Raw genomic sequence first — 24,810 nt, 5'->3', positions numbered from 1 at the left:
ATCAAGGATAGTGCGCGCCCACCCAGGCCTCGAAGCGCTCGCACATGGCCGCCTCGCCGGCGCTGGAATCGGCCAGCAGCTCGGCGCCATGGACCACGCGGATATGGGCCTCCAGCGCCGCCACGCCCTCCCCCTGCGGCCGGGCCGCGGCTGCCGCGATCGACTGCTGGGCCTGTGCCCAGCAGTCGTCCACCGACTTGTTGCACTCGTCCGCCAGGTACTGGGCCGAGAAGCCTTCGCCCGTCAGGCTGCGCAGGGTGGCGTCATGGTCGATGCTGTTGCCAGGGCGCCAGAAATGCTCGGCCAGGGCCGGGCCGATGGCCGGGTTGTCAGTCAGATAGCCATGCTGGCGCAGGAAGAAGGCGCGCGTCTGGAACACCGCCATATGGGCCAGCAGATAACCCTGGTACGACGCGGCCGATTCCTGGTTGAGCAGATGCGGGATCGCCAGCATCGGGCGCGGGCTCTCCACGCCCAGCACCTGGATCTCGGTGGCACGCGCCAGCGCCAGCACTGCCGCCGGCGTGAGTGCCTCATCGCTCATCTGGTAGAGCGCCGCCTCGAACTTGGGCACCACGGCGATGGAACGCTCGTCGAAGGCGCGCATGGGCTGGCTGCTGGCGATGCGGGCGTGGATCAGCTCGTCGGGAATGGCCTCGCCCGCGGCATTGCGCGCATAGCGCTTGAGCCAGTCAGCGTCGTTCAGCAGGCTGTCGCAGAACATCGACTGGGTCTCGGCATAGGCCATCGAGGTGGGTGCGAATTCCTGCGAGAAGCAGGGCGAGTTCTGCACCACATTGGCAAAGTGCGCGGCATGGCCGCCCTCGTGGAAGAGCGTGTTGATGGCGCGCAGGCCGCTGCCCACCTGGTCGGGCTTGGCCTCGGCGGTGAAGTTGATCTGACCCGGCACCCATTGGCCCCGCGCATCGACAAAGCTCGGCACGGGGCCGTGGCAGAAACCGTTCTGGTACTTGCCCTTGCGCTCCAGCAGGTCCAACTGCAGGGTCGCTCCGCGGTACTGGATGCCCAGGCGGCGGAAGCTCTCGACCCAGCGGCGCAGGGCCGGCCCGAAGGGCATGTAGGCGTCCATGCGGCGCACCACATCGCCGGCGCTGGCAAAGCGCAGGTTCCAGGGCCGCAGGGCCGACTCGCCCTGCGCGGCCGCCAGCTGCGCCAGGCTGCGCGCATTGGCCGCGGCGGTGCGGGCCAGGAAGTCGTCCAGGATGGCGTCGAGCTGGGCCGGCGTCATGCGCTCGTTCTTGCGCAGCTTGAGCTCGAAGTAGTTGGGAAAGCCGAGCGCGCGCGCAAAGCGGTTGCGCAGCTTCACCAGCTCCAGGAAACCGTTCTCCAGCACCCAACGCTCGATGCCGCGGAAGGCCTCCAGCGAGCTGCGCCGGCAGTCCTCATCGGGATTGGTGGCCAGGTTGGTGGCCAGCATGCTCAGCGTCGCCACCTCGCTGCGCCCTGGCGCCGCGAGCTGCGTGGGCTGCAGCTCGCGCTTCTTGGCAAACAGCGCCGCCTCGGCGGCGATCAGCTCGGCCATCAGGGCGCGGCCCTCGGCGTTGTCGATGATGTTGGCCTCGAACACCGCCAACCAGCCTTGCAAGCCATGCGCCAGGGCCTGGCGCTCGGCGCTGGCGGGCTGCGCCTGCAGGCGCGCCAGCTGGGCGCGCGTCTCGCTCAGCCGGCCGGCATCGGAGATGAAATCCTTGTACTGCTGCTCGGCGCGGGCAAAGCCGGCGTGGTCATCGCTGGTGGCCATATAGGTGGCCCAGAACAGGTCTTCCTTGGTCTTGTGGACGGCGAGATAGTCCTGGTTCAGCTGGTCGAAATAGGCGCGGATGGCGTCCATGCGGGGCTCGATGGGATGGGTCGACGGGGGCGCAAGCATAGCGCCTGCGCCAAATCCCCGGCCCGCCGGGCGGCTTCAGGGCTCGGCCGGCGGCTGACGCTTGCGCGTCTCGGCGAGGTAATGCTCCTCGATGAATTCCTTCTCCACCACATTGCGGCGCAGCGCGTCCTGCAGATCGTCCACGCGCGCCTTGAGCTGCTCGACCTCGGCCTCCAGGCGCGCGCGCGCCTGGTCATGGCCCGGCTCGGCGGCCGATTCGCCGCCATGCTCGGGCGGGTCGGCGGCCAGGATCTCCAGATCGCGGCGCAGCTTCTGGATGGTGCGCTCGGCGTCGGCCAGCTGGTCGCGCTGGGCCTGGGCCTCACGCTCCAGACCCAGCAGGGTTTCGCGCGAGGCCTGCTCGGTCTGCGCCTGGGCCGCCGGCGTGGCCTCGCCCGGCCGCAGCGCGGCCTCTTCCAGATCGCGCTGCAGGCGCGCCACATTGCGCTCGGCCTTGTCGGCGCGGGTCTCCATCTGGGCCAGCTTGTCCTGCAGCTGCAGCATATTGGCGCGCGTCTGCTCCAGTTGCTGGCGCGCGCCGCTGAGCTCGACCTGGCTCTGCAGCGACTGGCTGGTGCGCGAACGGAAGGAGTTCAGCACGCGCGCGTTTTCCTCCAGCCGCTCGCGCGCCCCGGCCAGTTCCATCTGCAGATGGCGGCGCTGCGCCAGCATGCGATCGACCTCGTTGCGATGGCTGCGCTTGAGCTGGTCCAGGCTCTCCTGGTTGAGCTCCTGCACCGTGTCCGGCCAGCGCAGGCGCTGCGCCGGCTCCTGCGCGGCATCGTCACCCTCGCGCGCGCCCCCCTCTAGCAGCAGGCGCAGCAGCTGGGGCAGTTCGCGCAGGGCCTCCAGGTCGGACGCTTGCAGGGCCGCGCCGCGCCCCTGCTCCTGGCGCTCGACCATGCGCAGCAACTCGCGCGTGGCAATCTTGGCCTCGCGGCCGGCATCGCGGGTTTCGCGCAGGGCATTGACGATGTGCAAATGGTTGCTCTGCTCGTAGCGCGTCATGCGCCAGTAGGTGCCGATCGAAACCACGCCCACCACGACGTTCGCCACGAACAGCGATAGCGCCGCCAAGCCGTCGAGTGAGAGTTCAAGTGCCATGGGCCCTGCGTGAAATGGAATCGGTCGGGCGCCTGCCCTGCTGGCCGGTAGTCTGCCCGCGGGCCGGCGGGGCGATGCGCGAACAAGCGTGGCTTTCCGCCCCCAATCCCCGCGGGCATGATGGCGCCATGCCAGAAAACCGCGCATTCCGCATCCGCCTGCAGGCCGAGCCCGCCATCGAGTTCGAGGGGCAGGCACAGCACTCGGTGCTGGAGGCGGCCCTGCGCGCCGGCTTCCGGCTCGCCAGCTCCTGCCGCAACGGCACCTGCCGCGCCTGCATGTGCCGGCTGCTCAGCGGCGAGATTGCCTACCGCATCGAATGGCCGGGCCTGAGCCGTGAGGAGAAGCTCGAGGGCTGGATACTGCCCTGCGTGGCCCTGCCGCGCAGCGACCTGGAGCTGGCGCCCGCGCGCAAGACATGACCCCGCCGTCCACAGCGACTGTGGACAAGTCCGTGCACAGCCTGGGTGCGCGACAGCCAAGTGCTTGATTTGAAAGCCACTTTCTTGCCCTGCCTCAGAATGTGGCAGGAGCATGCGAGGCCGGCGCGCGGATAATCCGGGGTTGCCCACGAGATCCCCATGCATCGCACCATCTTCACCACGCCCGTGGTCAACACCCTGCTGCGCGCAGCCTCCATCGCCTTTCTGAAGCTCGCCGGCTGGAAGCTCGAGGGCAGCCTGCCCGCGGCGCATGCGCGGTGCGTGCTCATCGCCGCCCCGCACACCAGCAACTGGGACCTGCCCTACACGCTGATGGTGGCCTTTGCGCTGCGCCTGAACATCTACTGGATGGGCAAGCAGCAGATCTTCCGCTTCCCCTTTGGCGGCCTGATGCGCTGGCTGGGCGGCATCGCGGTGAACCGCGAGCAGTCCAGCAATCTGGTGGCGGCCTCGGCGCAGGCGCTGCGCGCGGCCGACGGCCCGCTGCAGCTGGTGGTGCCGCCCGAGGGCACGCGCAGCAAGACGCGCTACTGGAAGACCGGCTTCTACTGGATTGCCGTGACCGCCGAGGTGCCCATCGTGATGGCCTATATGGACTACCCGCGCAAGCTCAGCGGCCTGGGGCCGGTGTTCACGCCCAGCGGCGACGTGGAGGCCGACATGGCCAAGATCAAGCAGTTCTACGCCCCCTTCAAGGGCAAGAACGAGCAGCAGTTCGACGCCAAGCATTGAGGCTGGCCAGACGTGCAAAGGGCCAGGTCTTGCCTGGCCCTTTCCCGCTCTTGAATCGCCAAGCCTCAGCGCCGTGCCGGCTCCGGCAGCTCGATCTTCACCTCCAGCACCTCGAGGTCATCCTGGCGCTCCATGTGCACCTTGATGTCGTCCGGGTTGATGGAGACGTACTTGGAGATCACCGCCACCAGCTCGCGCTGCAGCTGGGGCAGATAGTCGGGGCTGGCGCCGCGACCGCCGCGCTCGTGCGCGAGGATCAGCTGCAGGCGCTCCTTGGCCACGCTGGCCGTGCTTTTCTTCTCGCCGAGGAAAAAGGACAGGAATCCCATGCTGTGTCCCTTCCTCACTTGCCGCCGAACAGGCGCTTGAAGAAGCCGGGCTTGACCGCCTCGATGAAGCGCATCGGCTTGTCCTCGCCGAGGAAGCGCGCCACCACGTCGGCATAGGCCTCGGCCACGTCGGTGCCCTTCATGTGGATGGCCGGCAAGCCCTGGTTGGAGGCCTGCAGCACGCTCTCGGACTCGGGGATCACGCCGATCAACTGGGTGCGCAGGATCTCGTGGATGTCTTCCAGCGACAGCATCTGCCCGCCCTCGACCCGGTTGGGGTTGTAGCGCGTGATCAGCAGATGCTCCTTGACGGGCTCCTTGCCCTCGATGGCGCGCTTGGTCTTGCTGTTGAGCATGCCCAGGATGCGGTCGGAGTCGCGCACCGAGGAGACCTCGGGATTGGTCACCACCAGGGCCTCGTCGGCATAGTGCATGGCCATCAGCGCACCGGTCTCGATGCCGGCCGGCGAGTCGCACACGATGTAGTCGAACTCCATCGCCTTCAGCTCGTCCAGCACGCGTTCCACGCCGGCCTGGTTGAGGGCATCCTTGTCGCGCGTCTGCGAGGCGGCCAGGATGTAGAGCTTCTCGACCTGCTTGTCCTTGATGAGGGCCTGGGTCAACTTGATCTCGTCGTTGATGACGTTGATCAGGTCATAGACCACACGGCGCTCGCAGCCCATGATGAGGTCGAGGTTGCGCAGGCCGACGTCGAAGTCGATCACCACGGTCTTGTAGCCGCGCAGGGCCAGGCCGGTTGCAAAGCTCGCGCTGGTGGTGGTCTTGCCGACCCCGCCCTTGCCCGAGGTCACCACGACGATCTTGGTCATCGAATACTTTCCTTTTTTCCAATAGAGCTTGGTCGGAGCGACCAACTCAGAGTTTGAGTGCTTCCATCACCAGCTTCTCGCCGTCCAGGCGTACCTGGGCGGGCTTGCCCAGCACATGCTCGGGCAAGGGGTTTTCGGTCGTCCGGTAAATGCCGGCGATCGCAATCAGCTCGGCCTCCAGGCTGGCGGCAAAGATGCGCGCCTCGGTATTGCCGCGCGCGCCGGCGATGGCCTTGCCACGCAAGGGCGCGTAGACATGGATATTGCCGTCGGCGATCACCTCGGCGCCATGGTTCACCAGCGCCATCACGATCAGATCGGCGCCCTTGGCATAGACCTGCTGGCCCGAACGCAGGGGCTTGTCGATGATGACGGTCTTGGCGGCCTCGCCCGGCACATGCACTTCGCGCACCTGCTCGACCACCACTTCCTTGATGACTTCCTTGATGACCTCGCGCACCGGCTCGGCTGCCGCCGCTTCGTTGCGCAGCGCCGGCGTGGCATCCGCTTCCGCCAGGCCACAGGCCTGCGCCGCCGCCAGTTGCTCGGGGCTGGCCCCGCTCACCGCCACCGGCTGCAGGCGATAGCGCTCGAGCAGCGCGACCAAGGCAGCGAAGTCGAGCGCAGCCGCGCCCGCCTCGCTCACCAGGCTCAGCTGACCGTCGTCGCCCACCTGTGCGGCCGGCGCGGCCGCCGGCAGCTGCGACAGGTCGATCAGCAGCGGGTCCTGGTTGAACACCTCGGGCGTGTCGCCGAGCCGGGCCTGCAAGGCCTCGGCCAGGGCCTGCAGATCGCTGCTGCGCAAGACCAGCGACAAGGCGGTCAGCGTGGCGCTCTTGAGCTCGAAGATCTCGGTGCTGCGGTTGCGTGGTTCTTGCCTGGCTGCTTGGCCCATGAATGCGTTGTCGCTCTTTGCAAAGTGGCGGATTTTAGCGGGCGCCGCACGCGCCTCCCTAGGCGTTGGCCCCAAGCCGCGCCGGCGCTTGCCACTTTTGCGGGCAATACAAGCCCCACCCTTGCCGATCAAGCACTTAGCCCGGCTGTCTGCATGTCACGCACAGACTTGTCCACATCCACGGTGGACAGTTGGCCCATTTCGGCGCACCGCGCGGGCCGGCCTCAGGGTGCCGGGCGCTTGACTTATCCCCAATCGGTGTTAGGCGGCTTGATGCATTTCGCCTTGCTGCGGCGCAGCTACAGGTTTCCCCTGAGGAACCCGACCCCGTCGCTAAGTCATTGATTCGTATAGAAATCGGCTCGCTGCATGTTTTTGTGGCAAGCCAAGCCCAGCGGCGATGAATCAAGGGTTTAGCGCGGGCCTGCGCAGCTTCTCCACAAAGTTATCCACAGACCTGGTGGATAGATTTTGGAACACATAAGAATCAATGGCTTAGCGAGCTTCCTTGAGTCCAATATGAGCTTGTGAGCGTAACTGAACTGTCATCCGGGCAGGCCGTCGGCGCGCTGGACAGCGTTGCGTCGGTGCGGCCGGGCCATATTGCGTGCGCATGTTTCGGCCTGGGTCGAAATGAAACAGCCGACGCCCACCGAGGCCGCTTCTTGGGCTTGACTTATCCCCATATGTGAGGCTGCGATGACAGGCCTCTGCGAGCCGGCACAAGCCGCGCGCCGCTTCAAGACAGCGGGCCTAAGCCTTTGATTTTGAAAGCTAAATTTCGCCTCCATCGAGCCGGCCCGGACGGCTTGCGGCACGCAGAATCAAGCACTTAGCGCGCCGGACAACATTTTGCTCACAAACTTATCCACAGATTGCATGAATGGGCAAACTGAGCCACCACAATCACTTAGCGAAGAAACTTCACAATCCTGCGGCCCTGCGGTGGCAAGCAGGTACATTGGTAACCCCCGGCGCTTGGGCCGGCAGACGCAGGAGCGAGCGCCTTGGCAACACCGAATTACAGCTATGAGAAACGCCAACGCGAGTTGGCCAAGAAGCGCAAGGCCGAAGAGAAGCGCCAGCGCAAATTGCAGGGCAAGGACGAGGGCGGTGCGGATGCACCGGCACAAGACGGCGAGCCCGACGCGCCCGCCGACCCGGCCCCCGCCAACCCCAGCGAGAGCTGAGGACCGGCACGCGCACGCAGGGCAGCCGCGCGGCCGACCGCGTGCGACTAAAATCCCGCCTCCGCATGGTGTTCTGCCATGCTTCGCTCCATCCGCAAAGTCATGACCCGCAAGCTCTTCGTCACCACTGCCCTGCCCTATGCCAACGCCAATTTCCATATTGGCCACATCATGGAGTACACGCAGGCTGACATCTGGGTGCGCTATCAGCGCATGCAGGGTCAGCAGGTGCACTTTGTGTGCGCCGACGATGCGCATGGCGCGCCCATCATGATTGCGGCCGAGAAGGCCGGCAAGACGCCGCAGCAGTTCGTGGCAGACATCGCCGCGGGCCGCAAGACCTATCTGGACGGCTTCCACATCAGCTTCGACAACTGGCACTCGACCGACGGCGCCGAGAACCACGAGCTGTCCAGGGAAGTCTATTTGGCCCTGCGTCGCAACGAGCTGATCGAGGTGAAGACCATCGAGCAGTTCTTCGACCCCGAGAAGGCGATGTTCCTGCCCGATCGCTTCATCAAGGGCGAATGCCCCAAGTGCGGCGCCAAGGACCAGTACGGCGACTCCTGCGAGGTCTGCGGCGCCGTCTACACCCCGACCGAGCTGAAGAACCCCTTCTCGGTGCTGACCGGCGCGACGCCGGTAATGAAGAGCTCCGAGCACTATTTCTTCAAGCTCAGCGACCCGCGCTGCGTGAGCTTTCTCGAGCAGTGGACCCAGACCCCCGGGCGCCTGCAGACCGAGGTGCTCAACAAGATCAAGGAATGGTTCACAAAGGATGATGAGGGCAAGGGCGGCCTGGGCGACTGGGACATCAGCCGCGACGCACCCTATTTCGGCATCGAGATTCCGGATGCACCCGGCAAGTACTTCTATGTGTGGCTGGACGCGCCGATCGGCTACCTGGCCTCGCTGAAGAACTACCTGGGCAAGCTGGGTCAGGATTTCGACGCTTATATGGCCGACCCAAGCGTGGAGCAGGTGCACTTCATTGGCAAGGACATCACCTATTTCCACACCCTGTTCTGGCCGGCCATGCTGCACTTCAGCGGCCGCAAGACGCCCAACCATGTTTATGTGCATGGCTTCCTGACCGTCAACAACGGCGAGAAGATGAGCAAGAGCCGCGGCACCGGCCTGGACCCGCTCAAATACCTGAAGCTGGGCCTGAACGCCGAGTGGCTGCGCTACTACCTGGCCGCCAAGCTCAACTCCAAGGTCGAGGACATCGACTTCAACCCCGAAGACTTCGTCGCGCGCGTCAACAGCGACCTGGTCGGCAAGTACATCAACATCGCCTCGCGCGCCGCGGGCTTCCTGAGCAAGCGCTTCGGTGGCCATCTCTCCGGCGATCTGGGCGTGGAGGGGCGTGCCCTGCTGGACGGCCTGCGCGCCCAGGCCGGCGCGATTGCCGAGCTCTACGAGGAGCGCGAGTTCGGCAAGGCGCTGCGCGAGATCATGCTGCTGGCCGACCGCGTGAACGAGTACGTGGACCAGAACAAGCCCTGGGAACTGGCCAAGCTGGAAGGCAAGGATGCGGTGCTGCACGATGTCTGCAGCGTCTGCATCGAGGCCTTCCGCCTGCTCAGCATCTACCTCAAGCCGGTGCTGCCGGCGCTCGTGGCCAAGGTCGAGGCCTTCCTGCGCGTCGAGCCCATGCAGTTCGCCGATGCCGCGCGCGCGCTCGGCGCGCATCAGATCGGCAACTACGAGCACCTGATGCAGCGCGTCGACCTGAAGATGGTCGAGGCCCTGTTCGAAGCCCCGCCCGCGCCCAAGGTCGTGCCCGGCGGTGAAGACCTGGCCCCCGAGATCAAGATCGATGATTTCGGCAAGGTGGATCTGCGCATCGCCAAGATCCTCAAGGCCGAGCATGTGGAAGGCTCCGACAAGCTGCTGCGCCTCACGCTCGACGTCGGCGAAGGTCGCACCCGCAATGTGTTCAGCGGCATCAAAAGCGCCTACCAGCCCGAGCAGCTGGAAGGCAAGCTCACCGTGATGGTGGCCAATCTGGCGCCGCGCAAGATGAAGTTCGGGCTCAGCGAGGGCATGGTGCTGGCCGCCAGCCACGCCGACGAGAAGGCGCATCCGGGCATCTTCGTGCTGGAGCCCTTCCCGGGCGCCCAGCCCGGCATGCGGGTGCGCTGAGCGCCCGGGCCGACCCGTAAAATTCAACCCATAGACAACCGCGAGCAAGCCGATATGCCGTTCTTCTGGAAGCCCTACAAGTCCGATGTGACCAACTTCATCGACGAGTTGCGGGCCAAGAAGCCCAGCCTCGAGCAGGAGCAGCGCGATGGCCGCGCCCTGCTGTGGGACAAGCAGGTGGACCGTCAGGCCCAGGCCGATTTCCGCACCGCGCGCGTGGCGCAGCAGCCCTACGTCTACCAGACCAAAGAGCACTGACGCAGCGGGGTCGGGTCTTGAGCGATCCTGTCGCCGGCACGCCGCCGTCGCCGCCGTTGACGGAATTGGCCGAACTGCCGGCGCTGGCCGATGCCGTGACCGAGCCGGTGCTGGTGGAGACGATTGACGGCGTGGCCGTGGCGCGCCTGTACGGCGAGCCGCTGTTCGCCATGCCGCAGGACCTCTACATCCCGCCGGATGCGCTGGAGGTCTTTCTGGAGGCCTTCGAGGGCCCGCTGGACCTGCTGCTCTACCTGATCAGGCGCCAGAACTTCAACATCCTCGACATCCCGCTGGCGGACGTGACGCGCCAGTACCTCAGCTATGTGGACCAGATCCGCAAGCACAACCTGGAGCTGGCGAGCGAATACCTCTTGATGGCGGCCATGCTGATCGAGATCAAATCTCGCATGCTGCTGCCGCCCAAGAAGAGCGAGGACGGCGCCGAGCCCGAGGACCCGCGCGCCGAGCTGGTGCGGCGCCTGCTGGAGTACGAGCGCATCAAGCTCGCCGCCGCCAAGCTAGACCAGGTGCCGGTGCTGGGGCGCGACTTCCTGCGCGCCCAGGTGTTCGTCGAGCAGTCGCTCACGCCGCGCTTTCCGGATGTGGCGGCCGATGATCTGCGTGCCGCCTGGGCCGAGCTGATCAAGCGCGCCAAGCTGGTCCAGCACCACAAGATCAGCCGCGAGCAGCTCTCGGTGCGCGAGCACATGAGCATCGTGTTGCGCCGCCTGCAGGGGCGGCGCTTCGTCGAGTTCGAGGAATTGTTCGATGTCAGCCGCGGCCAGCAGGTGCTGGTGGTGACCTTCATTGCGATGCTGGAGCTAGCGCGCGAACGCCTGCTGGAGATCACCCAGGCCGAGGCCTTTGCGCCCATCTATGTGCGCCTGGCCTATTCGCCCACGGAAATCAACTAGACCGCGGCGTGCCGGAAGGTCGTGAACTGGCTGTCGGGCTGGCGCTGCACCATCTGACTCACCGCCAGCACGGCCTGGGTGCGTGAGCTCACGCCCAGGGCCTTGAGCACCGCGGCCACATGGTCCTTGATGGTCTCGACCGACACGCCCAGCTCGCGCGCAATGATTTTGTTGGGCTTGCCCTGCAGCAGCAGGGCCAGCACATCGGTCTGGCGGGGCGTCAGCGACAGGCCCTCCAGGCCGGTGCTGCCCTGGAAGCTGGCGGCGCTGGCCAGCTCCTGGATCTGGCGCAGCTTGTTGGGCGCATCCTCGGGCACCAGATTGCGCGACCCCTCGTTGCCCAGGCTCATGGGCGGCACATAGATGCCGCCCGACATCACCAGCTTGAGCGCCTGGGCCAGCATCTCGGTGCTGGTGCGTTTGGGGATGAAACCCATCGCGCCCTGGTCGATGGCACGGATCACATCGCTGGCGCGGTCGGAGGCCGAGATCACCACCACCGGCAGGGCCGGGTAGGCGGCGCGGAATTCGTCCAGCACGTCAAAGCCGCTGGCATCGCCCAGATGCAGGTCCAGCAGCACCAGGTCGAAGTCCTGGCGCGACTGCAGGGTCTGGCGTGCCGCCGCGGCACTGTCGGCCCCCACCACCTCGACAGCATCGCCCAGGCCCTCGATCACGGTCTGCAGGGCCGACAGGATCAGCGGGTGGTCATCGATGAGCAGCACTCTCATGGGCGGCCCTCCTCTACTGGCGATGTGCTTTGCATTTGGGCCCGAATGATAGGCGGGCGCATGCGCTTTGGGCACACCCCTATTGGGTGGACAGGCTGGGATGCTTGTTCGCCATGCGTATTGCCAGGCGCATTGCTAGGCGTACTGGCGCGTCAGCGATTCGGCCACGCAGACCGGCTTGGCCTGACCCTCGCGCTCCACCGTCACCTCCACGGTGAGTTGCACGCCGGCTTCCAGCGCCTCGAAGGCGAGCAACTTGAAGCGGCCGCGCAGCCGGCTGCCCACCGGCACCGGTGCCGGAAAGCGCACCTTGTTGAGCCCGTAGTTCAGGCCCATGCGGGTCTGTGCGATGCGGAAACCGGTCTCGAAGAAGATCGGCAGCAGGCTCAGGGTCAGAAAGCCATGGGCGATGGGCGTACCGAACGGCCCGGCGGCGGCGCGCGGCGGGTCGGTATGGATCCATTGCTGATCGTCGGTGGCGTCGGCAAAGCGCTGGATGCGCGCCTGGTCGATCAGGATCCAGTCGCTCGTCGCCAGTTCCTGGCCGACCAAGGGCTGCAACTCGGCAAAACTCTCGAACACACGCATCAGGCATCCAACCATTTCGTGAGCGGCTGCCACTGCGCCAGATCGCGTTCCACCCGGCTGCTCGCGACATCCCAGAGCGTCAGGCCCCGGGCCGCCAATTGCACATAGTTCTGGGTATCGCGCAACAGGCCCAGCACGGGCACCGGCAGCCCCTGCAGAAACTCCTGCAACTGCTGGACCGAGAGCGTGCCGTCCTTGGCACGCATGCCCACCAAGGCCAGCGCCGGCTTCCGCTGATGAGGAGGCAGGGCTGAACCCGCATCTTGCAGGCTTTGGATGAAGTCGTATGTCGCCTGGATGTCAAACAGGCTGGGTTGCAGCGGGACCAGCAGCTTGTCGGCCAGGCGCAGCAGGTTTTCAAGCTTCTTGCCGTGCAGGCCGGCCGGGCTGTCCAGCACCACATGGCTGACGCCCTTGGGCGGCCTGGCGATGTTCTTGGCATCGAGCTCCCAGCTGGCGATCGCGGGCAGCTGCGGTGGCCGCAGGCCCAGCCAGCGGCGCGCCGACTGCTGCACATCCACATCCCCCAGCATCACCGCATGCCCCTGACGGGCGTAGTAGCCGGCGATATTGCTGGCCAGGGTGCTTTTGCCTACGCCACCCTTGGGGTTGGCCACGAGGATCACCGGCATGCTCGCTCCTTGTCGCTGTGCTGCAGCATGTTAGCGATACTGCGGCGATGAACCGCATCCTGATCCTCTGCGCCCATCCGGACCTGGCGCATTCGCGCGTCACCCGCCGGATGCTGGCGCAGCTCGCGGCGCTGCCGCCCGGGCCGACGCAGATCGCCTGCCGCGACCTCTATGCGCTCTATCCCGACTATGTGATCGACGTGGCCGCCGAACAGCAGGCCCTGCGCGAGGCCGACCTGCTGGTGTGGCTGCACCCGCTGCACTGGTACGGCATGCCGGCGCTGCTGAAGCTCTGGGTGGACGAGGTGTTCGGCTTCGGCTGGGCCTATGGGCCGGGTGGCGATGCCTTGTGCGGCAAGGACCTGTGGCTGGTCAGCTCCACCGGCGGCTCCGCCAGCGCCTATCGCGAAGACGGCTACAACCGCCATCCGATCGAGGCCTTTCTGCTGCCCTACACGCAGACCGCGCGGCTGTGCGGCCTGCGCTTCTTGCCGCCGCTGTTCCTGCATGGCGCGCACCGCGCCAGCGAGGCCGAGCTGCAGCAGCATGCCAGCGGCTTCGTCCAGCAATTGCTCAACTACCCGAACTGGTGTGGCCAGGCCCCCGGCGGCCCGGTGGCAGCGGCCGACCGCGTCCCGGGCGACGAGCGCCCCGCCCCCGACGCCCAGGAGACGTTTTGATGGAGCATGGCAACTGGTTGCACACCCCGCTGGTGTTCATGGCCGCCGCGGTGCTGGCGGTGCCCTTGGCGCGCTGGCTGAGGCTGGGTTCCATTCTTGGCTATCTGGCGGCGGGGGTGCTGATCGGCCCCGGCGCCCTGGGCTTGGTGAGCGCGCCCGCCACCATCCTGGAGGTGGCCGAGTTCGGCGTGGTGCTGATGATGTTCCTGGTCGGGCTGGAGCTGGAGCCACGCCGGCTCTGGGCCATGCGGCACCCGATCTTCGGCTGGGGTTCGCTGCAGCTGCTGGGCTGCACTGCCGTGCTGCTGGGGCTGGCGCTGTTCTTCGGCCTGCCCTGGCGGCCGGCGCTGGCGGCCAGCCTGGGGCTGGCGATGTCGTCCACCGCGGTCGCGCTGGCGGTGCTGGCCGAGCGCAATCTGGGCCAGACCAGCGCCGGCCAGAGCGTGCTCAGCGTGGCGCTGTTGCAGGACATTGCCGCCATCCCTGTGCTGGCCCTGGTGCCCATCCTGGCGCTGGCCGGCCCCGCCGAAAGTACGGGCGGCTGGCATGCGCTGAAGGCCCTCGGCGCGGTGCTCACCATCGTGCTGGGCGGCCGCCTGCTGCTGCGCCCGCTGCTGCGCTGGATCGCCGCCAGCGACACGCCCGAGATCTTCACCGCCGCCGCCCTGCTGCTGGTGCTGGCCACCGCGGCCCTGATGCAGGCGGTGGGCCTGTCGATGGCGCTGGGCGCGTTTCTGGCCGGCGTGCTGCTGGCCGAGAGCGAGTACCGGCGCGAGCTGGAAACCGACATCGAGCCCTTCAAGGGCCTGCTGCTGGGCCTGTTCTTCATCGCCGTGGGCATGGGGCTGGACCTGCGCGTGCTGCGCGAGCAGCCCGCCCTGGTGGCCGGCCTGCTGGCCGCCCTGCTGCTCGGCAAGGGCCTGCTGCTGAGCGCCATGGCCAGGCTGATGCGCCTGCCCATGGTGGAGCGGCCGGTGTTCGTGATCCTGCTGGCCCAGGGCGGCGAATTCGGCTTCGTGGTGTTCCAGCTGGGCCAGCAATCCGGCCTGCTCAGCGCCAGCCAGGGCTCGGCCCTGGTGGCCGCGGTGGCGCTCTCGCTGGCCTGCACGCCCGCGCTGCTGCTGATCTCGGACCGCTGGCTGCTGCCGCGCCTGGCCGCCAAGGGCAGGCCGCCGCTGGAAACGATCAAGGAACAGCAGCAGGCGCCCATCATCATTGCCGGCTTCGGCCGCTACGGCCAGATCGTCGGCCGCATGCTTTATGCCAACGGCTACACCGCCACCGTGCTGGAGCATGATGCCGAGGCCGTGGAGGGCCTGCGCAAGTTCGGCTGGCGCGTCTTCTACGGCGATGCCTCGCGCCTGGATCTGCTGCGCACCGCCGGTGCCGCCAGCGCCCGCGTGCTGGTGCTGGCGGTCGACGACGTGGCGCAAAGCCTGGCGATCGCCGAGCTGGCGCGCACCCATTTCCCGCAGCTGCAGGTGGTGGCGCGGGCGCGCAATGTGCGGCATTACTACAAGCTGCGCGATCTGGGCGTCACCCTGATCGAGCGCGAGACCTTTGATGCCGCGCTGATGAGCGCGCGCAGCGTGCTGGAGCTGCTGGGCCTGCAGCCGCATGCGGCACGCAAGCTGGCCTGGCGCTTCCGCCGTCACAACCTCGAGCAACTCGCACTGATGGCGCCGCACCACAAGGATGAAGCCACGCTGGTGGCGATGGCCAAGCAGGGCCGCCAGCAACTCGAGGAGATGCTGGCGCAGGAGCGCGCCGCCGCCGCCCGGCATCCGCCCCAGGCCTGGGGGCCGCCCGCCGCCGAGCACGACCAGGGCGTTTGAGACAATCGCCCCATGTACGCTCCTTCCCAACTCGAGGTGCGGCGCTTCTTCTGCGCCACCTACCGCAAGCTGCGCGACCGCCAGCCGCTCTCACCGATGGAGGCGATCGCCGCCGACTGGATCGATCAGCACCCGGAGTACCACGCCGAACTGGCGGACGAGGAAGCGGCGCTGGCCGCCGTCTACAGCGTCGAGGAGGGGCGTACCAACCCCTTCCTGCATCTGTCCATGCACCTCACCATCACCGAGCAGCAGTCCATCGACCAGCCGCATGGCATCCGCCAGGCGGTGGAGCTGCTGGCGGCCCGGCGCAACTCGCTGCACGAGGCCCACCATGCGGCGATGGACTGCCTGGGTGAGATGGTGTGGGCCTCGCAGCGCAGCGGCCTGCCGCCGGATGGCCACGCCTATCTGGACTGCGTACGCAAAAAAGCCACGCAATAGCGTGGCCTTTCGGGGCGGCGGGCCTGCGGGCTCAGGCCTGGATCGAGCCGCCCAGGGATTTGCGCTCGGCCTTGCCGGAGGCGGAATAGACGCCGGTCGCTTCGGCCGGCATCAGCACGTCGATGGCGCGATCCAGTGCCGCGGTGGCGCGCGCCAGCGACTCGCGCTGCGCGGCCACACGGCCACCGGCCAGCACCAGGCGGTTGCGCAGGCCGGCCGGCACATTGCCGGCACGCGCCGCGGCCGAGAAGCGCTCGATCGCCCTGGCCAGCGCCACGTGCAGGCTGGCGGCGTGCAACTCGATCGCCTGGGTGTCGCGGCGCAGCAGCGCCTCGCCCAGCAGATTCAGGCAGCTTTCAACCTCGACCAGGGGCAATTCGAGCTCCTGGGAGAGCGATTCGTTGGTTTCTGAAGATGGCAAGGCGTGCATGGTCGGACCCGCCGGGTTGGCGTTCAACAAGGGCTCACAAAGAACTCAAGCCGGCTCCCCTGCGGGAGCCGAAGGCCTCAGTGCGGCGACATTCGGCTGACCATTTCCTGGGCATTCGCGATCAGCTTGTCGGCAATCGCCTCGGCATTGACGCTGAACTTGCCCTCGGCGATGGCCTGCGAAATACGCTGCACCTTGGCCGCGTCGAAGCTGCCTTCGTCCGAAACGCCGGAAATCAGGCTGCTGGCATTGCTGGACAGCGCGACATGCGCGCTGGCCTCGGCGCCACCCGCCTTCTTCGCGCCGCCGGCCGCATGGCCTTGGGCGCGCCCCGCGTCGGCCGCGCCGCTGCGCTCTGTGCCGACCTGAGCCGGTGCGTGCATCTCAGGGCTGTTACCGATCTTCATGGTGTTCTCCAAAGGAAGGGGCTCGCCCCCAACCTGTCCAGGTTTTTCGGTGTATCGACCATCCAGCCGCGAACTTTAGCCCCGCGGCGCAAAAAAAATAGCCAGGCTCCGACCCGCAGGCCGGACCCACGAACAAGGGCGTGCTCATAGCAGCACCTCCACGCGTCGATCACCGACGGCCCGACCCGTGACGGTCCGGCCATTCTCAAAACGCACCCGCACGGTCTGGCCGTCGAGCCCGACGCTGAGCGCCTGACCCTCGCTGGCCACCGCGAAACCGGGCGCTTGCGCCCAGACCCGCACCGTATCACCGGCTGCAAACCACTGCCGCAGCTTGATCGCCCCCGTGCCAAGCGCCTCACCGGCCGACACGGGTCGGCTCAGCGGGCGGCCCAACAGGAGGCCCGGGTCGGTGGTGACCGTCCCGGCAACTGCCGCTATGTCTATTTCGGCCTCGCGCAGATGCTCTTGAGCCAGCACCGTCCCCGCAGCCAGGGGGGTGGCGGCCACCAGGGCGCGGGCATGCACCTGCACCTGCACCGGCAGCGTCACATTCCAGCGCGCCCGGCCATCCACGCAGCGCAGGCCGATGCGGCTGCGGCCCCAGATCTTCTGGCCGGCCGGCAAATAGGGTTCCACCTGGGCGCAGGGCGCCAGCCGCAGGCGTGCATCCAGCTGCCCCACCTCGACCTCCACGCGCGCCCGCTCGGGCGCAGCGGCCCGGGCGGCGGTCTGGGCCAGCTGCTGCACATGGGCAATCAGGGCCGGATCCAGGGGCCCCGCCGGCGGCGCGGCCACATTCGCCGACACCTGCGCCGTCGCACCCAGGGCCAGGGCCAGACCCGCGCCGGCGAGGCGCAAGTGCTGGGCGGCAGCGGGATTGAGGGCGATTTGAAGCATGGGCGGACTGTAGGCCCAGGCGCGGCCGCTTTGAGCGTCGAAATGCGGCCTGAAGTCCTTGCTATTCCCGCTCATGTTTTCCGAGCTGCTGTCCACAATCGCTTCACCTGCCCCATGGCCGTCATGCGACTTGCATGAGGGCCGCGCAGATTCCAAGGGGAAGCACATGATCAACCGACTCACTGACGCGCTGAACTTCCAGACCGAGGCCCTGACCTTGCGCTCTGAGCGTCAGCGTCTGTTGGCCAGCAATATCGCCAATGCCGACACCCCGGGCTACCAGGCCCGCGACATCGACTTTGCCCGCGCGCTCAAGGAAGCCACCGGCCAGATCGCCACCGCCGGCGCCATGCAGGTCACCCAGGCCGGCCACATCAGCCCGGCCGCCGGCGCCCGCAGCGACAGCCAGAAGCTGCACGCCCTGGCGGCGCAGACCAATCTGGACAGCAACACGGTGGACATGGATCGCGAACGCGCCAACTTCGCCGACAACGCGGTCAAGTACGAGGCCACGCTGCGCTTCATCAACAGCAGCGTGCGCACCACGCTGGATGCGATGAAGTCGCCGAATGCCGCTTAAGGCTGCATAAGGCCGCATAAGGAGTCACGCCATGTCGATGTTCCAGATCTTCCATGTCGCCGGCAGCGCCGTCAGCGCGCAGAGCCAGCGCCTCAATGTGGTGGCCAGCAACCTGGCCAACGCCGACACCGTGGCCGGCCCCGACGGCCAGGCCTACAAAGCACGCCAGGTGGTATTCCAGACCCAGTTGATGGGCGCGGGCCAGGACCAGGGCAATGCCGGCGTGCGCGTGAGCGAGATCTCCGAGGACCAGACCCCCGGCCGCCGCGTGCACGACCCCAAGCATCCCAAGGCCGACGCCGAGGGCTATGTGACCTACAGCAATGTCAACAGCGTGGAGGAAATGGTCAACATGATCTCGGCCTCGCGCTCCTACCAGAACAACATCGAGGTCATGACGACAGCCAAGAGCCTGTTGCTCAAGACCTTGCAAATGGGTCAATCCTGACCCGCCGCCCGGAGCTCGCCATGGCTGTCAGCACTGTCACCCCCACGACCACGAGTGGCACGACCACCACCACCAAGACCGGTGCCACCAAGGATGCGGCGCAGACCGCGGCCGACACGCAGGACCGCTTTCTCAAGCTGCTGGTGGCGCAGATGAAGAACCAGGATCCGATGAATCCGATGGACAACGGCCAGGTGACGACGCAGATGGCGCAGATCCAGACCGTCAGCGGCATCAGCACCCTCAACAGCAATCTGCAGGCCATGTCCAGCAGCCTGGGCAGCCAGTTCAGCCAGATGCAGGTGCTGCAGGGCGCGGGCCTGGTGGGCCGCGATGTCTCGGTGGCAGGCAACCGCATCGCCATGAATGCCGAGACCGGCAAGGGCGAGGGCAGCTTCGAGATCGCCAGCCCCGCCGACCGCGTCAAGCTGGAGGTGCTGAATGCCTCCGGCGCGGTGGTGGACACGGTGGAACTGGGCGCCCAGACCAGCGGCCTGCACGGCTTCAGCTGGGACCCCAAGCAGCTCGACACCAGCGGCAAGCTCTCCTTCCGCATCAGCGCCAGCAGCGGCAGCGCGGCGCTGTCCAGCACCACCTATGCCTCGGACCGCGTGGTGGCGGTCAACAACAACAGCGGCAAGCTGCAGCTGCAGCTGCAGAACCTGGGCCCGGTGGACTACACCAGCCTGAAGACGATCGACTGACCCCGCTTTACTGACACCAGACCAGACAGGACGACACATCATGGGCTTCCAACAAGGCTTATCCGGACTGAACGCAGCGAGCAAGAACCTCGAGGTGATCGGCAACAACATCGCCAATGCCAACACCTTTGGCTCGAAGTCTTCGCGCGCCGAGTTCGCCGACGTCTACGCCAGTGCGCTGAATGGCGCGGGCCAGAGCCCGGTCGGCATCGGCACTTCGCTGGCCGCGGTGTCGCAGCAGTTCACGCAGGGCAATATCTCCACCACCGAAAACCCGATGGACCTGGCCATCAACGGCGCCGGCTTCTTCCAGGTCAGCGACGGGCTCAACCCCACGCTGTACTCGCGTAATGGCCAGTTCAAGATCGACCGCCAGGGCTTTGTAGTCAACAACGCCGGCCTGAAACTGCTGGGCTACCCAGCCGATGGCACGGGCCAGATCCAGCCCGGCCTGGCCCAGCCGCTGCAGCTGCCCACCGCCGGCATCACGCCCGCCGTGACGCAGAAGATCAATATGGAGTTCAACCTGGACTCGCGCGCCAAGACCACCGCCCCCGATCCGGCCGGCCCGCAGACCATGAAGCTGGACGATGCCAAGACCTACAACAACGCCACCTCGCTGACGGTCTATGACGCCAAGGGCCAGGACGTGGCCCTGACCTTCTACTTCCAGAAGCAGGACCCGAGCCCCCCGCCGCCCGACCCGACCTCCACCGTGACTTGGAACGTCTATGCCACCGCCAACGGCGTGCCCGTCGAGGTCGACTCGGCCGGCAATCCGACGCCGGCGGACGCCGACGGCAACCCCACGGCGCCCTACACGCAGCTGAAGTTCGCCAACTACGAGGACAACAGCGTCAGCCCGCCGATCAAGATCGGCCAGCTGGTGCCGCCCACCACCACGCTGGACATGGCCATCCCGGCGGCCGCCAATTCGCGTGGCACCCTGACCCTGCCGATCAGCGGCATCAAGCTGGACATGACCAAGGCGACCGAGGGCGGCACCAGCTTTGCCGTCACCGACGTCAAGCAGGACGGCTACGCGCCCGGCCAGCTCTCGGGCATCCAGATCGACGACAGCGGCGTGATCATGGCGCGTTACTCGAACGGCCAGTCCAAGCCGGCCGGCCAGGTCGAGTTCGCCACCTTCCGCAACCCGCAGGGCCTGCAGCCGGTGGGCGGCAACGCCTGGTCGCGCACCTTCGCCTCCGGCGAGGCGGTGGTGGGCACGCCGGGTGACGGCAATATGGGGGTGCTGCAGTCCGGTGCGCTGGAAGAGTCCAACGTCGACATGACCGCCGAGCTGGTGAACATGGTGACGGCGCAGCGCGTCTACCAGGCCAATGCACAGTCGATCAAGACGCTGGACCAGGTGCTGCAGACCCTGGTGAACCTGCGCTGATCGCCGTTTCTGAGCGCCAAGGAGTACCGCCATGGACCGCATGATTTACCTCTCCATGGCGGGCGCCAAGGCCTCGATGCAGCGCCAGGATGTGCTCGCCAACAACCTGGCCAATGTCTCGACCAACGGCTTCCGCGCCGAGATGGCCGCCTTCCGCGCCGTGCCGGTGCGCGGCGATGGCGCCAGCACGCGCGCCTATGCGCTCGAGACCACCATCGGCTACAACGCCGAGCCCGGCGTGATCTCGGCCACCGGCCGCAACCTCGACGTGGCCATGAAGGGCAACAGCTGGCTGGCCGTGCAGGGGCTGGACGGCACCGAGGCCTACACGCGCGCCGGCTCGCTGGACGTCAACAACGAAGGCCTGCTGGTGCTGCGCAACGGCCTGCAGGTGCTGGGCGACGGCGGCCCCATCAACGTGCCGCCCGATACCGAGGTGCAGATCGGCAGCGATGGCACCGTCAGCGCGAAGGCCAATAACCAGAAGCCCACCACCATCGGCCGGCTCAAGCTGGTGACGCCCGAGGGGCCGCTGACGCGCGGGCCCGACGGCCTGTTCCGCGCCGCCGACGGCGACCTGCCGGCCGACCAGACCGCGCGCCTGCAAGACGGCGCGCTGGAGGGCTCCAACGTCAGCCCGGTCGAGACCATGGTCGGCATGATCGCCGCGGCACGCCAGTTCGAGCAGCAGATGAAGCTGCTGCAAATCGCCCAGACCCAGGGCCAGACGTCCGCCAAGCTGCTCGGCAGCAACTAAAGAGGCTCACCATGATTCGCTCCCTCTTCATCGCCAAGACCGGCATGGAAGCCCAGCAGACCCAGCTGGACACGATCTCGCACAACCTCGCCAACGTCGGCACCAACGGCTTCAAGCGCAGCCATGCGGTGTTCGAGGACCTGATCTACCAGAACCTGCGTCAGAGCGGCGCCAACACCACCGACCAGACCCAGCTGCCCACAGGCCTGCAACTGGGCCTGGGCGTGCGCACCGTCGCCACCTCGCGCAATTTCAGCCAGGGCAATCTGCAGCAGACCACCAACAACCTGGACCTGGCGATCAAGGGCAGCGGTTTCTTCCAGATCCAGATGCCCGACGGCACCACCGCCTACACGCGCGACGGTTCCTTCCAGCTCGACTCGGCCGGCCAGATCGTCACCAACAACGGCTACACCCTGCTGCCCGGCATCACCATCCCGGCGAACGCACAAAGCGTCACGGTGGGTCAGGACGGCACCGTCAGCGTGGTGGTGCCCGGCAATACCGCGGCGCAGACCCTGGGCCAGATCCAGGTGGCCAATTTCGTCAACCCCTCGGGCCTGGAGCCGCGCGGGCAGAACCTCTTTGCCGAGACGGCCTCCTCCGGCACGCCCAATGCCGGCGCCCCCAATGCCAACGGCCTGGGCGCGCTGCAGCAGGGTTTCGTCGAGACCTCCAACGTCAATGTGGTGGAAGAGCTGGTGCAGATGATCCAGACCCAGCGCGCCTACGAGCTCAACTCCAAGGCCGTGCAAACGTCCGACCAGATGCTGCAAAAGCTCGCTCAACTCTGAGGCGCGCCATCATGAAGCAGACCATGCCTTTTGTGATGCTGGCCCTGGCCAGCCTGAGCGCTTGCAGCACCATGTACCGCGAACCGCATATCGAGATGCAGAACGCGCCGGTGGTGCAGCTGCCGGCCGCGCCCACGGTGGTGGCCGCCAACGGGTCCATCTACCAGGCGGCCAGCTACCGGCCGCTGTTCGAGGACCATCGCGCACGCCTGGTGGGCGACACCCTGACGATACAGATCGTCGAAAAGGTCAGCGCCAGCCAGAGCTCCACCAGCGAGATCGACAAGAGCGGCGCGCTGAGCGCCGGCGTCACCGCCCTGCCCGGCATCTCCAGCAACTCCTTCGGGCGCGCCTCGGCGGCGGGCTCGTCGAGCAACAAGGCCACCGGCAAGGGCAGCAACCAGAACACCAACGAGTTCAGCGGCACCATCACCGCGGTGGTCACCGCGGTGCTGCCCAACGGCCACCTGATGATCAGCGCCGAGAAGCAGATCGGCGTGAACCACAACGTCGACGTGCTGCGTTTCTCGGGCCAGGTGGACCCGCGCAGCATCCTGCAGGGCAATACCGTGCCCTCGGCCTCGGTGGCGAATGTGCGCATCGAGCAGCGCGGCCGTGGCGTCGTCAACGACGCCCATGGAATAGGCTGGTTGTCGCGCTTCTTTTTGAACCTTTCGCCCGTTTAAGTTTCTCCAGAATCGGTCGCACTAGTCTCAAGTGCGGCCGCCATGTCTACCACCCCAATCTCGCAGCAGTTCCAGCGCCTTCTCGGGTGGTTTTTCCTGAGCATGGCCCTCGTCAGCACCACGGCCCAGGCCGCCCGCATCAAGGAGGTGGCCAGCGTGCAGGGCGTGCGCAGCAACCCGCTGGTGGGCTACGGCCTCGTCGTCGGCCTCGACGGCACCGGCGACCAGACCACCCAGACCCCCTTCACCGGCCAGAGCCTGACGGCGATGCTGCAGCAGTTCGGCGTCATCCTGCCCCAGGGCGTGACCATGCAGCCGCGCAATATCGCCGCGGTGATGGTGACCACCTCGCTGCCGCCCTTCGCCCAGACCGGCCAGCAGCTCGATGTGGTGGTGTCCTCGATCGGCAATGCCAAGAGCCTGCGCGGCGGCACCCTGATCGCCACGCCGCTGCGCGGCACCGACGGCCAGATCTACGCGATGGCCCAGGGCAATCTGATCGTCGGCGGCGCGGGCGCCTCGGCGGGCGGCTCCAAGGTGCAGATCAACCACCTGAGCGCCGGCCGCGTGCCCGCTGGCGCGCTGGTGGAGCGCACCGTGCCCACCGCGCTGCAAAGCGGCGACAGCATCCAGTTCGACCTCAACGCGGCCGATTTCAACACCGCCCGCAATCTCGCCAAGACCATCAACAAGGCCAAGGGCGAGGGCGTGGCCCAGGCGCTGGACGGCCGCACCGTGCGCGTGCGCGTGCCCGCCGATCCGGACCAGCGCGTCAGCTTCCTGGCCGATCTGGAAGACCTGCCGCTGGACCTCAGCAGCCCGGCCGCCCGCGTGGTCATCAATGCGCGCACCGGCTCGGTGGTGATGAACCAGGCGGTGGCGCTGAGTGCCTGCGCGATCGCGCATGGCAATCTGTCGGTGACGATCAGCTCCACGCCCCAGGTCAGCCAGCCCGGCCCCTTCTCGGGCGGCCAGACCACCGTCACCGAGAAGACCGATATCTCGATCAAGCAGGAACCCGGCTCGCTGATCCAGCTGCCCACCACCGCCAAGTTGGCCGATGTGGTGAAGGCGCTGAATGCGCTGGGCGCCACCCCGCAGGACCTGCTGGCCATCCTGCAAGCGATGAAGAGCGCCGGCGCCATCACCGCGGAACTTGAGGTGATCTGACATGGCCTTCAATCCCCTGCCCCTGAATACCGGCAGCTACAGCGGCGGCAACGCGCTGAACGCCGACACGCGCTCGATCGATGCCCTCAAGGCCTCGGCCGCGCGCGACCCCAAGGCCTCCATCAAGGAGGCCGCCAAGCAGTTCGAATCGCTCTTCATGCAGGAGGTGATGAAGAGCATGCGCGCCTCCACGCTGTCCTCGGGCCTGCTCGACAACTCTGCCACGCAGATGGGCACCGAGATGCTGGACCAGCAGTTCGCCGGCAAGATGACCGGCCTGCCGGGCGGCCTCTCCGCCGCCATTGAGCGCCAGCTGCAGCGCCAGATGGGCATCGCCGACGGCGGTGCCAAGGACGCCACCAAAACCCTGCAGCCCCTGCCCGCGCTGGCCAAGAAGGGCATCGCCCCGCATGTGCAGAGCTTCATCCAGAAGCATGACGCGGCCGCCAAGTCGGCCCAGGAGCAAACCGGCATCCCCGCCAGCTTCATGCTGGCGCAGGCGGCGCATGAGTCGGGCTGGGGCAAGCGCGAGATCAGCAACAAGGACGGCAGCCCCTCCTTCAACGTCTTCGGCATCAAGGCCACGCCCGGCTGGACCGGCAAGGTGGCCGAGGTGCAGACCACCGAATACATCGACGGCAAGGCCCAGAAGGTCACCGCCAAGTTCCGCGCCTATGGCAGCTACGACGAGGCCTTCAAGGACTACGCCAGGCTGATCGGTAGCAACGAGCGCTACCGCGACGTGGTGGCCAAGGCTGGCACGGCCGAAGGCTTTGCGCGCGGCCTGCAGAAGGCCGGCTATGCCACCGACCCCGAGTACGCCGACAAGTTGGCGCGCGTCATCAACACCACGGTGCGCGTGCAGCGCGCCCTGGCCTAAGGACA

The 24,810-nt window shown here is 67.0% G+C and carries 29 protein-coding genes; 18 read left to right on the top strand and 11 right to left on the bottom strand.

Annotated elements, in window-relative coordinates; translation table 11 throughout:
- Position 1: 1 nt before the first annotated feature.
- Positions 2-1,852 (bottom strand): M3 family metallopeptidase, encoded by a 1,851-nt coding sequence (locus tag PFX98_RS15710; RefSeq protein ID WP_285231425.1) that lies wholly within the window; start codon positions 1,850-1,852, stop codon positions 2-4.
- A 75-nt stretch (positions 1,853-1,927) separates the two neighbouring features.
- Entirely contained in the window at positions 1,928-2,995 is a 1,068-nt protein-coding gene (locus tag PFX98_RS15705; protein WP_285231424.1) for a hypothetical protein, read from the bottom strand.
- Positions 2,996-3,123: 128 nt separating this feature from the next.
- Here PFX98_RS15705 and PFX98_RS15700 point away from each other — a divergent pair, with 128 nt between their 5' ends.
- Complete coding sequence (locus PFX98_RS15700; protein WP_285231423.1) at positions 3,124-3,417, top strand: 2Fe-2S iron-sulfur cluster-binding protein; 294 nt, start codon at positions 3,124-3,126, stop codon at positions 3,415-3,417.
- A gap of 159 nt (positions 3,418-3,576) precedes the next feature.
- A complete protein-coding gene (locus PFX98_RS15695; protein ID WP_285231422.1) occupies positions 3,577-4,170 on the top strand; it encodes a 1-acyl-sn-glycerol-3-phosphate acyltransferase in 594 nt (197 codons plus the stop codon).
- Between the two features lie 65 nt (positions 4,171-4,235).
- On the opposite strand, the gene minE is transcribed toward PFX98_RS15695, so the two are convergent.
- The 3 genes from minE to minC are packed head-to-tail and all read right to left on the bottom strand — an operon-like array spanning position 4,236 to position 6,224.
- A complete protein-coding gene (gene minE, locus PFX98_RS15690; protein WP_285231421.1) occupies positions 4,236-4,499 on the bottom strand; it encodes a cell division topological specificity factor MinE in 264 nt (87 codons plus the stop codon).
- A 14-nt stretch (positions 4,500-4,513) separates the two neighbouring features.
- Entirely contained in the window at positions 4,514-5,329 is an 816-nt protein-coding gene (minD, locus tag PFX98_RS15685; protein ID WP_285231420.1) for a septum site-determining protein MinD, read from the bottom strand.
- 46 nt (positions 5,330-5,375) lie between these two features.
- Positions 5,376-6,224, bottom strand: a complete 849-nt coding sequence (minC, locus tag PFX98_RS15680; RefSeq protein ID WP_285231419.1) for a septum site-determining protein MinC — start codon at positions 6,222-6,224, stop codon at positions 5,376-5,378.
- A 1,007-nt stretch (positions 6,225-7,231) separates the two neighbouring features.
- Between minC and PFX98_RS15675 the strand changes: the two genes are divergently transcribed.
- The 4 genes from PFX98_RS15675 (at position 7,232) to PFX98_RS15660 (ending at position 10,737) form a co-directional block, all read left to right on the top strand.
- Positions 7,232-7,414 carry a hypothetical protein gene (locus PFX98_RS15675; RefSeq protein WP_285231418.1) on the top strand — a complete coding sequence of 61 codons (183 nt, stop codon included), beginning with the start codon at positions 7,232-7,234 and terminating at the stop codon, positions 7,412-7,414.
- 102 nt (positions 7,415-7,516) lie between these two features.
- Positions 7,517-9,562: a methionine--tRNA ligase gene (metG, locus tag PFX98_RS15670; RefSeq protein ID WP_285231417.1), complete on the top strand. Its 2,046-nt coding sequence runs from the start codon at positions 7,517-7,519 to the stop codon at positions 9,560-9,562.
- Between the two features lie 54 nt (positions 9,563-9,616).
- Positions 9,617-9,820, top strand: a complete 204-nt coding sequence (locus PFX98_RS15665; protein ID WP_285231416.1) for a DUF3460 family protein — start codon at positions 9,617-9,619, stop codon at positions 9,818-9,820.
- Between the two features lie 74 nt (positions 9,821-9,894).
- Entirely contained in the window at positions 9,895-10,737 is an 843-nt protein-coding gene (locus tag PFX98_RS15660) for a segregation and condensation protein A (protein ID WP_425334702.1), read from the top strand.
- Here the strand turns inward: PFX98_RS15660 and PFX98_RS15655 are convergent.
- From PFX98_RS15655 to PFX98_RS15645, 3 genes are all read right to left on the bottom strand, one after another.
- On the bottom strand, positions 10,734-11,468 hold the full coding sequence (locus PFX98_RS15655; protein ID WP_285231415.1) for a response regulator: 735 nt from the start codon (positions 11,466-11,468) through the stop codon (positions 10,734-10,736). The genes PFX98_RS15660 and PFX98_RS15655 overlap by 4 nt on opposite strands.
- Before the next feature lie 135 nt (positions 11,469-11,603).
- A complete protein-coding gene (locus tag PFX98_RS15650) occupies positions 11,604-12,056 on the bottom strand; it encodes a MaoC family dehydratase (protein WP_285231414.1) in 453 nt (150 codons plus the stop codon).
- The gene (locus tag PFX98_RS15645; RefSeq protein ID WP_285231413.1) at positions 12,056-12,688 is read right to left on the bottom strand and encodes a ParA family protein; all 633 of its coding nucleotides are present in this window, start codon (positions 12,686-12,688) and stop codon (positions 12,056-12,058) included. Before PFX98_RS15645 ends, PFX98_RS15650 begins: the two co-directional genes overlap by 1 nt.
- 47 nt (positions 12,689-12,735) lie before the next feature.
- Here PFX98_RS15645 and kefF point away from each other — a divergent pair, with 47 nt between their 5' ends.
- Genes kefF through PFX98_RS15630 form a run of 3 tightly spaced genes read left to right on the top strand, consistent with a single transcriptional unit; the run spans position 12,736 to position 15,647 of the window.
- On the top strand, positions 12,736-13,368 hold the full coding sequence (kefF, locus tag PFX98_RS15640; RefSeq protein WP_285231412.1) for a glutathione-regulated potassium-efflux system oxidoreductase KefF: 633 nt from the start codon (positions 12,736-12,738) through the stop codon (positions 13,366-13,368).
- On the top strand, positions 13,368-15,203 hold the full coding sequence (gene kefC / locus PFX98_RS15635; RefSeq protein WP_285231411.1) for a glutathione-regulated potassium-efflux system protein KefC: 1,836 nt from the start codon (positions 13,368-13,370) through the stop codon (positions 15,201-15,203). Before kefF ends, kefC begins: the two co-directional genes overlap by 1 nt.
- Positions 15,204-15,215: 12 nt before the next feature.
- Entirely contained in the window at positions 15,216-15,647 is a 432-nt protein-coding gene (locus PFX98_RS15630) for a DUF1841 family protein (protein WP_285231410.1), read from the top strand.
- 31 nt (positions 15,648-15,678) lie between these two features.
- Here the strand turns inward: PFX98_RS15630 and PFX98_RS15625 are convergent, their stop codons facing one another.
- From PFX98_RS15625 to flgA, 3 genes are all read right to left on the bottom strand, one after another.
- Positions 15,679-16,077, bottom strand: a complete 399-nt coding sequence (locus PFX98_RS15625) for a hypothetical protein (protein ID WP_425334612.1) — start codon at positions 16,075-16,077, stop codon at positions 15,679-15,681.
- Between the two features lie 77 nt (positions 16,078-16,154).
- Positions 16,155-16,484, bottom strand: coding sequence for a flagellar biosynthesis anti-sigma factor FlgM (flgM, locus tag PFX98_RS15620; protein WP_285231408.1), 330 nt, complete (start codon positions 16,482-16,484; stop codon positions 16,155-16,157).
- 144 nt (positions 16,485-16,628) lie between these two features.
- The gene (gene flgA / locus PFX98_RS15615; RefSeq protein WP_285231407.1) at positions 16,629-17,384 is read right to left on the bottom strand and encodes a flagellar basal body P-ring formation chaperone FlgA; all 756 of its coding nucleotides are present in this window, start codon (positions 17,382-17,384) and stop codon (positions 16,629-16,631) included.
- A gap of 166 nt (positions 17,385-17,550) precedes the next feature.
- On the opposite strand from flgA, the gene flgB reads away from it, so the two are divergent.
- The 9 genes from flgB (at position 17,551) to flgJ (ending at position 24,805) form a co-directional block, all read left to right on the top strand.
- Positions 17,551-17,964, top strand: a complete 414-nt coding sequence (gene flgB / locus PFX98_RS15610) for a flagellar basal body rod protein FlgB (protein WP_285231406.1) — start codon at positions 17,551-17,553, stop codon at positions 17,962-17,964.
- Between the two features lie 31 nt (positions 17,965-17,995).
- Positions 17,996-18,412, top strand: a complete 417-nt coding sequence (gene flgC / locus PFX98_RS15605) for a flagellar basal body rod protein FlgC (RefSeq protein WP_285231405.1) — start codon at positions 17,996-17,998, stop codon at positions 18,410-18,412.
- Positions 18,413-18,432: 20 nt separating this feature from the next.
- Positions 18,433-19,116 carry a flagellar hook assembly protein FlgD gene (locus PFX98_RS15600; RefSeq protein ID WP_285231404.1) on the top strand — a complete coding sequence of 228 codons (684 nt, stop codon included), beginning with the start codon at positions 18,433-18,435 and terminating at the stop codon, positions 19,114-19,116.
- Positions 19,117-19,156: 40 nt separating this feature from the next.
- Positions 19,157-20,518, top strand: a complete 1,362-nt coding sequence (gene flgE, locus PFX98_RS15595) for a flagellar hook protein FlgE (RefSeq protein ID WP_285231403.1) — start codon at positions 19,157-19,159, stop codon at positions 20,516-20,518.
- 31 nt (positions 20,519-20,549) lie between these two features.
- Complete coding sequence (gene flgF / locus PFX98_RS15590) at positions 20,550-21,275, top strand: flagellar basal-body rod protein FlgF (RefSeq protein WP_285231402.1); 726 nt, start codon at positions 20,550-20,552, stop codon at positions 21,273-21,275.
- A gap of 11 nt (positions 21,276-21,286) precedes the next feature.
- The gene (flgG, locus tag PFX98_RS15585; RefSeq protein WP_285231401.1) at positions 21,287-22,069 is read left to right on the top strand and encodes a flagellar basal-body rod protein FlgG; all 783 of its coding nucleotides are present in this window, start codon (positions 21,287-21,289) and stop codon (positions 22,067-22,069) included.
- 11 nt (positions 22,070-22,080) lie between these two features.
- Positions 22,081-22,755 (top strand): flagellar basal body L-ring protein FlgH, encoded by a 675-nt coding sequence (locus PFX98_RS15580; protein WP_285231400.1) that lies wholly within the window; start codon positions 22,081-22,083, stop codon positions 22,753-22,755.
- Positions 22,756-22,857: 102 nt separating this feature from the next.
- Positions 22,858-23,925 (top strand): flagellar basal body P-ring protein FlgI, encoded by a 1,068-nt coding sequence (locus PFX98_RS15575; protein WP_285235609.1) that lies wholly within the window; start codon positions 22,858-22,860, stop codon positions 23,923-23,925.
- Position 23,926: 1 nt separating this feature from the next.
- On the top strand, positions 23,927-24,805 hold the full coding sequence (gene flgJ, locus PFX98_RS15570) for a flagellar assembly peptidoglycan hydrolase FlgJ (RefSeq protein WP_285231399.1): 879 nt from the start codon (positions 23,927-23,929) through the stop codon (positions 24,803-24,805).
- Positions 24,806-24,810: the final 5 nt, after the last annotated feature.

The organism is Paucibacter sediminis (genome assembly GCF_030254645.1).
In the GTDB taxonomy this organism is placed as follows: Bacteria; Pseudomonadota; Gammaproteobacteria; order Burkholderiales; family Burkholderiaceae_C; genus Paucibacter_B; species Paucibacter_B sediminis.
The sequence above is the reverse complement of the archived record's forward strand: the minus strand, read 5'-3'. Positions and strand labels throughout refer to the sequence as shown.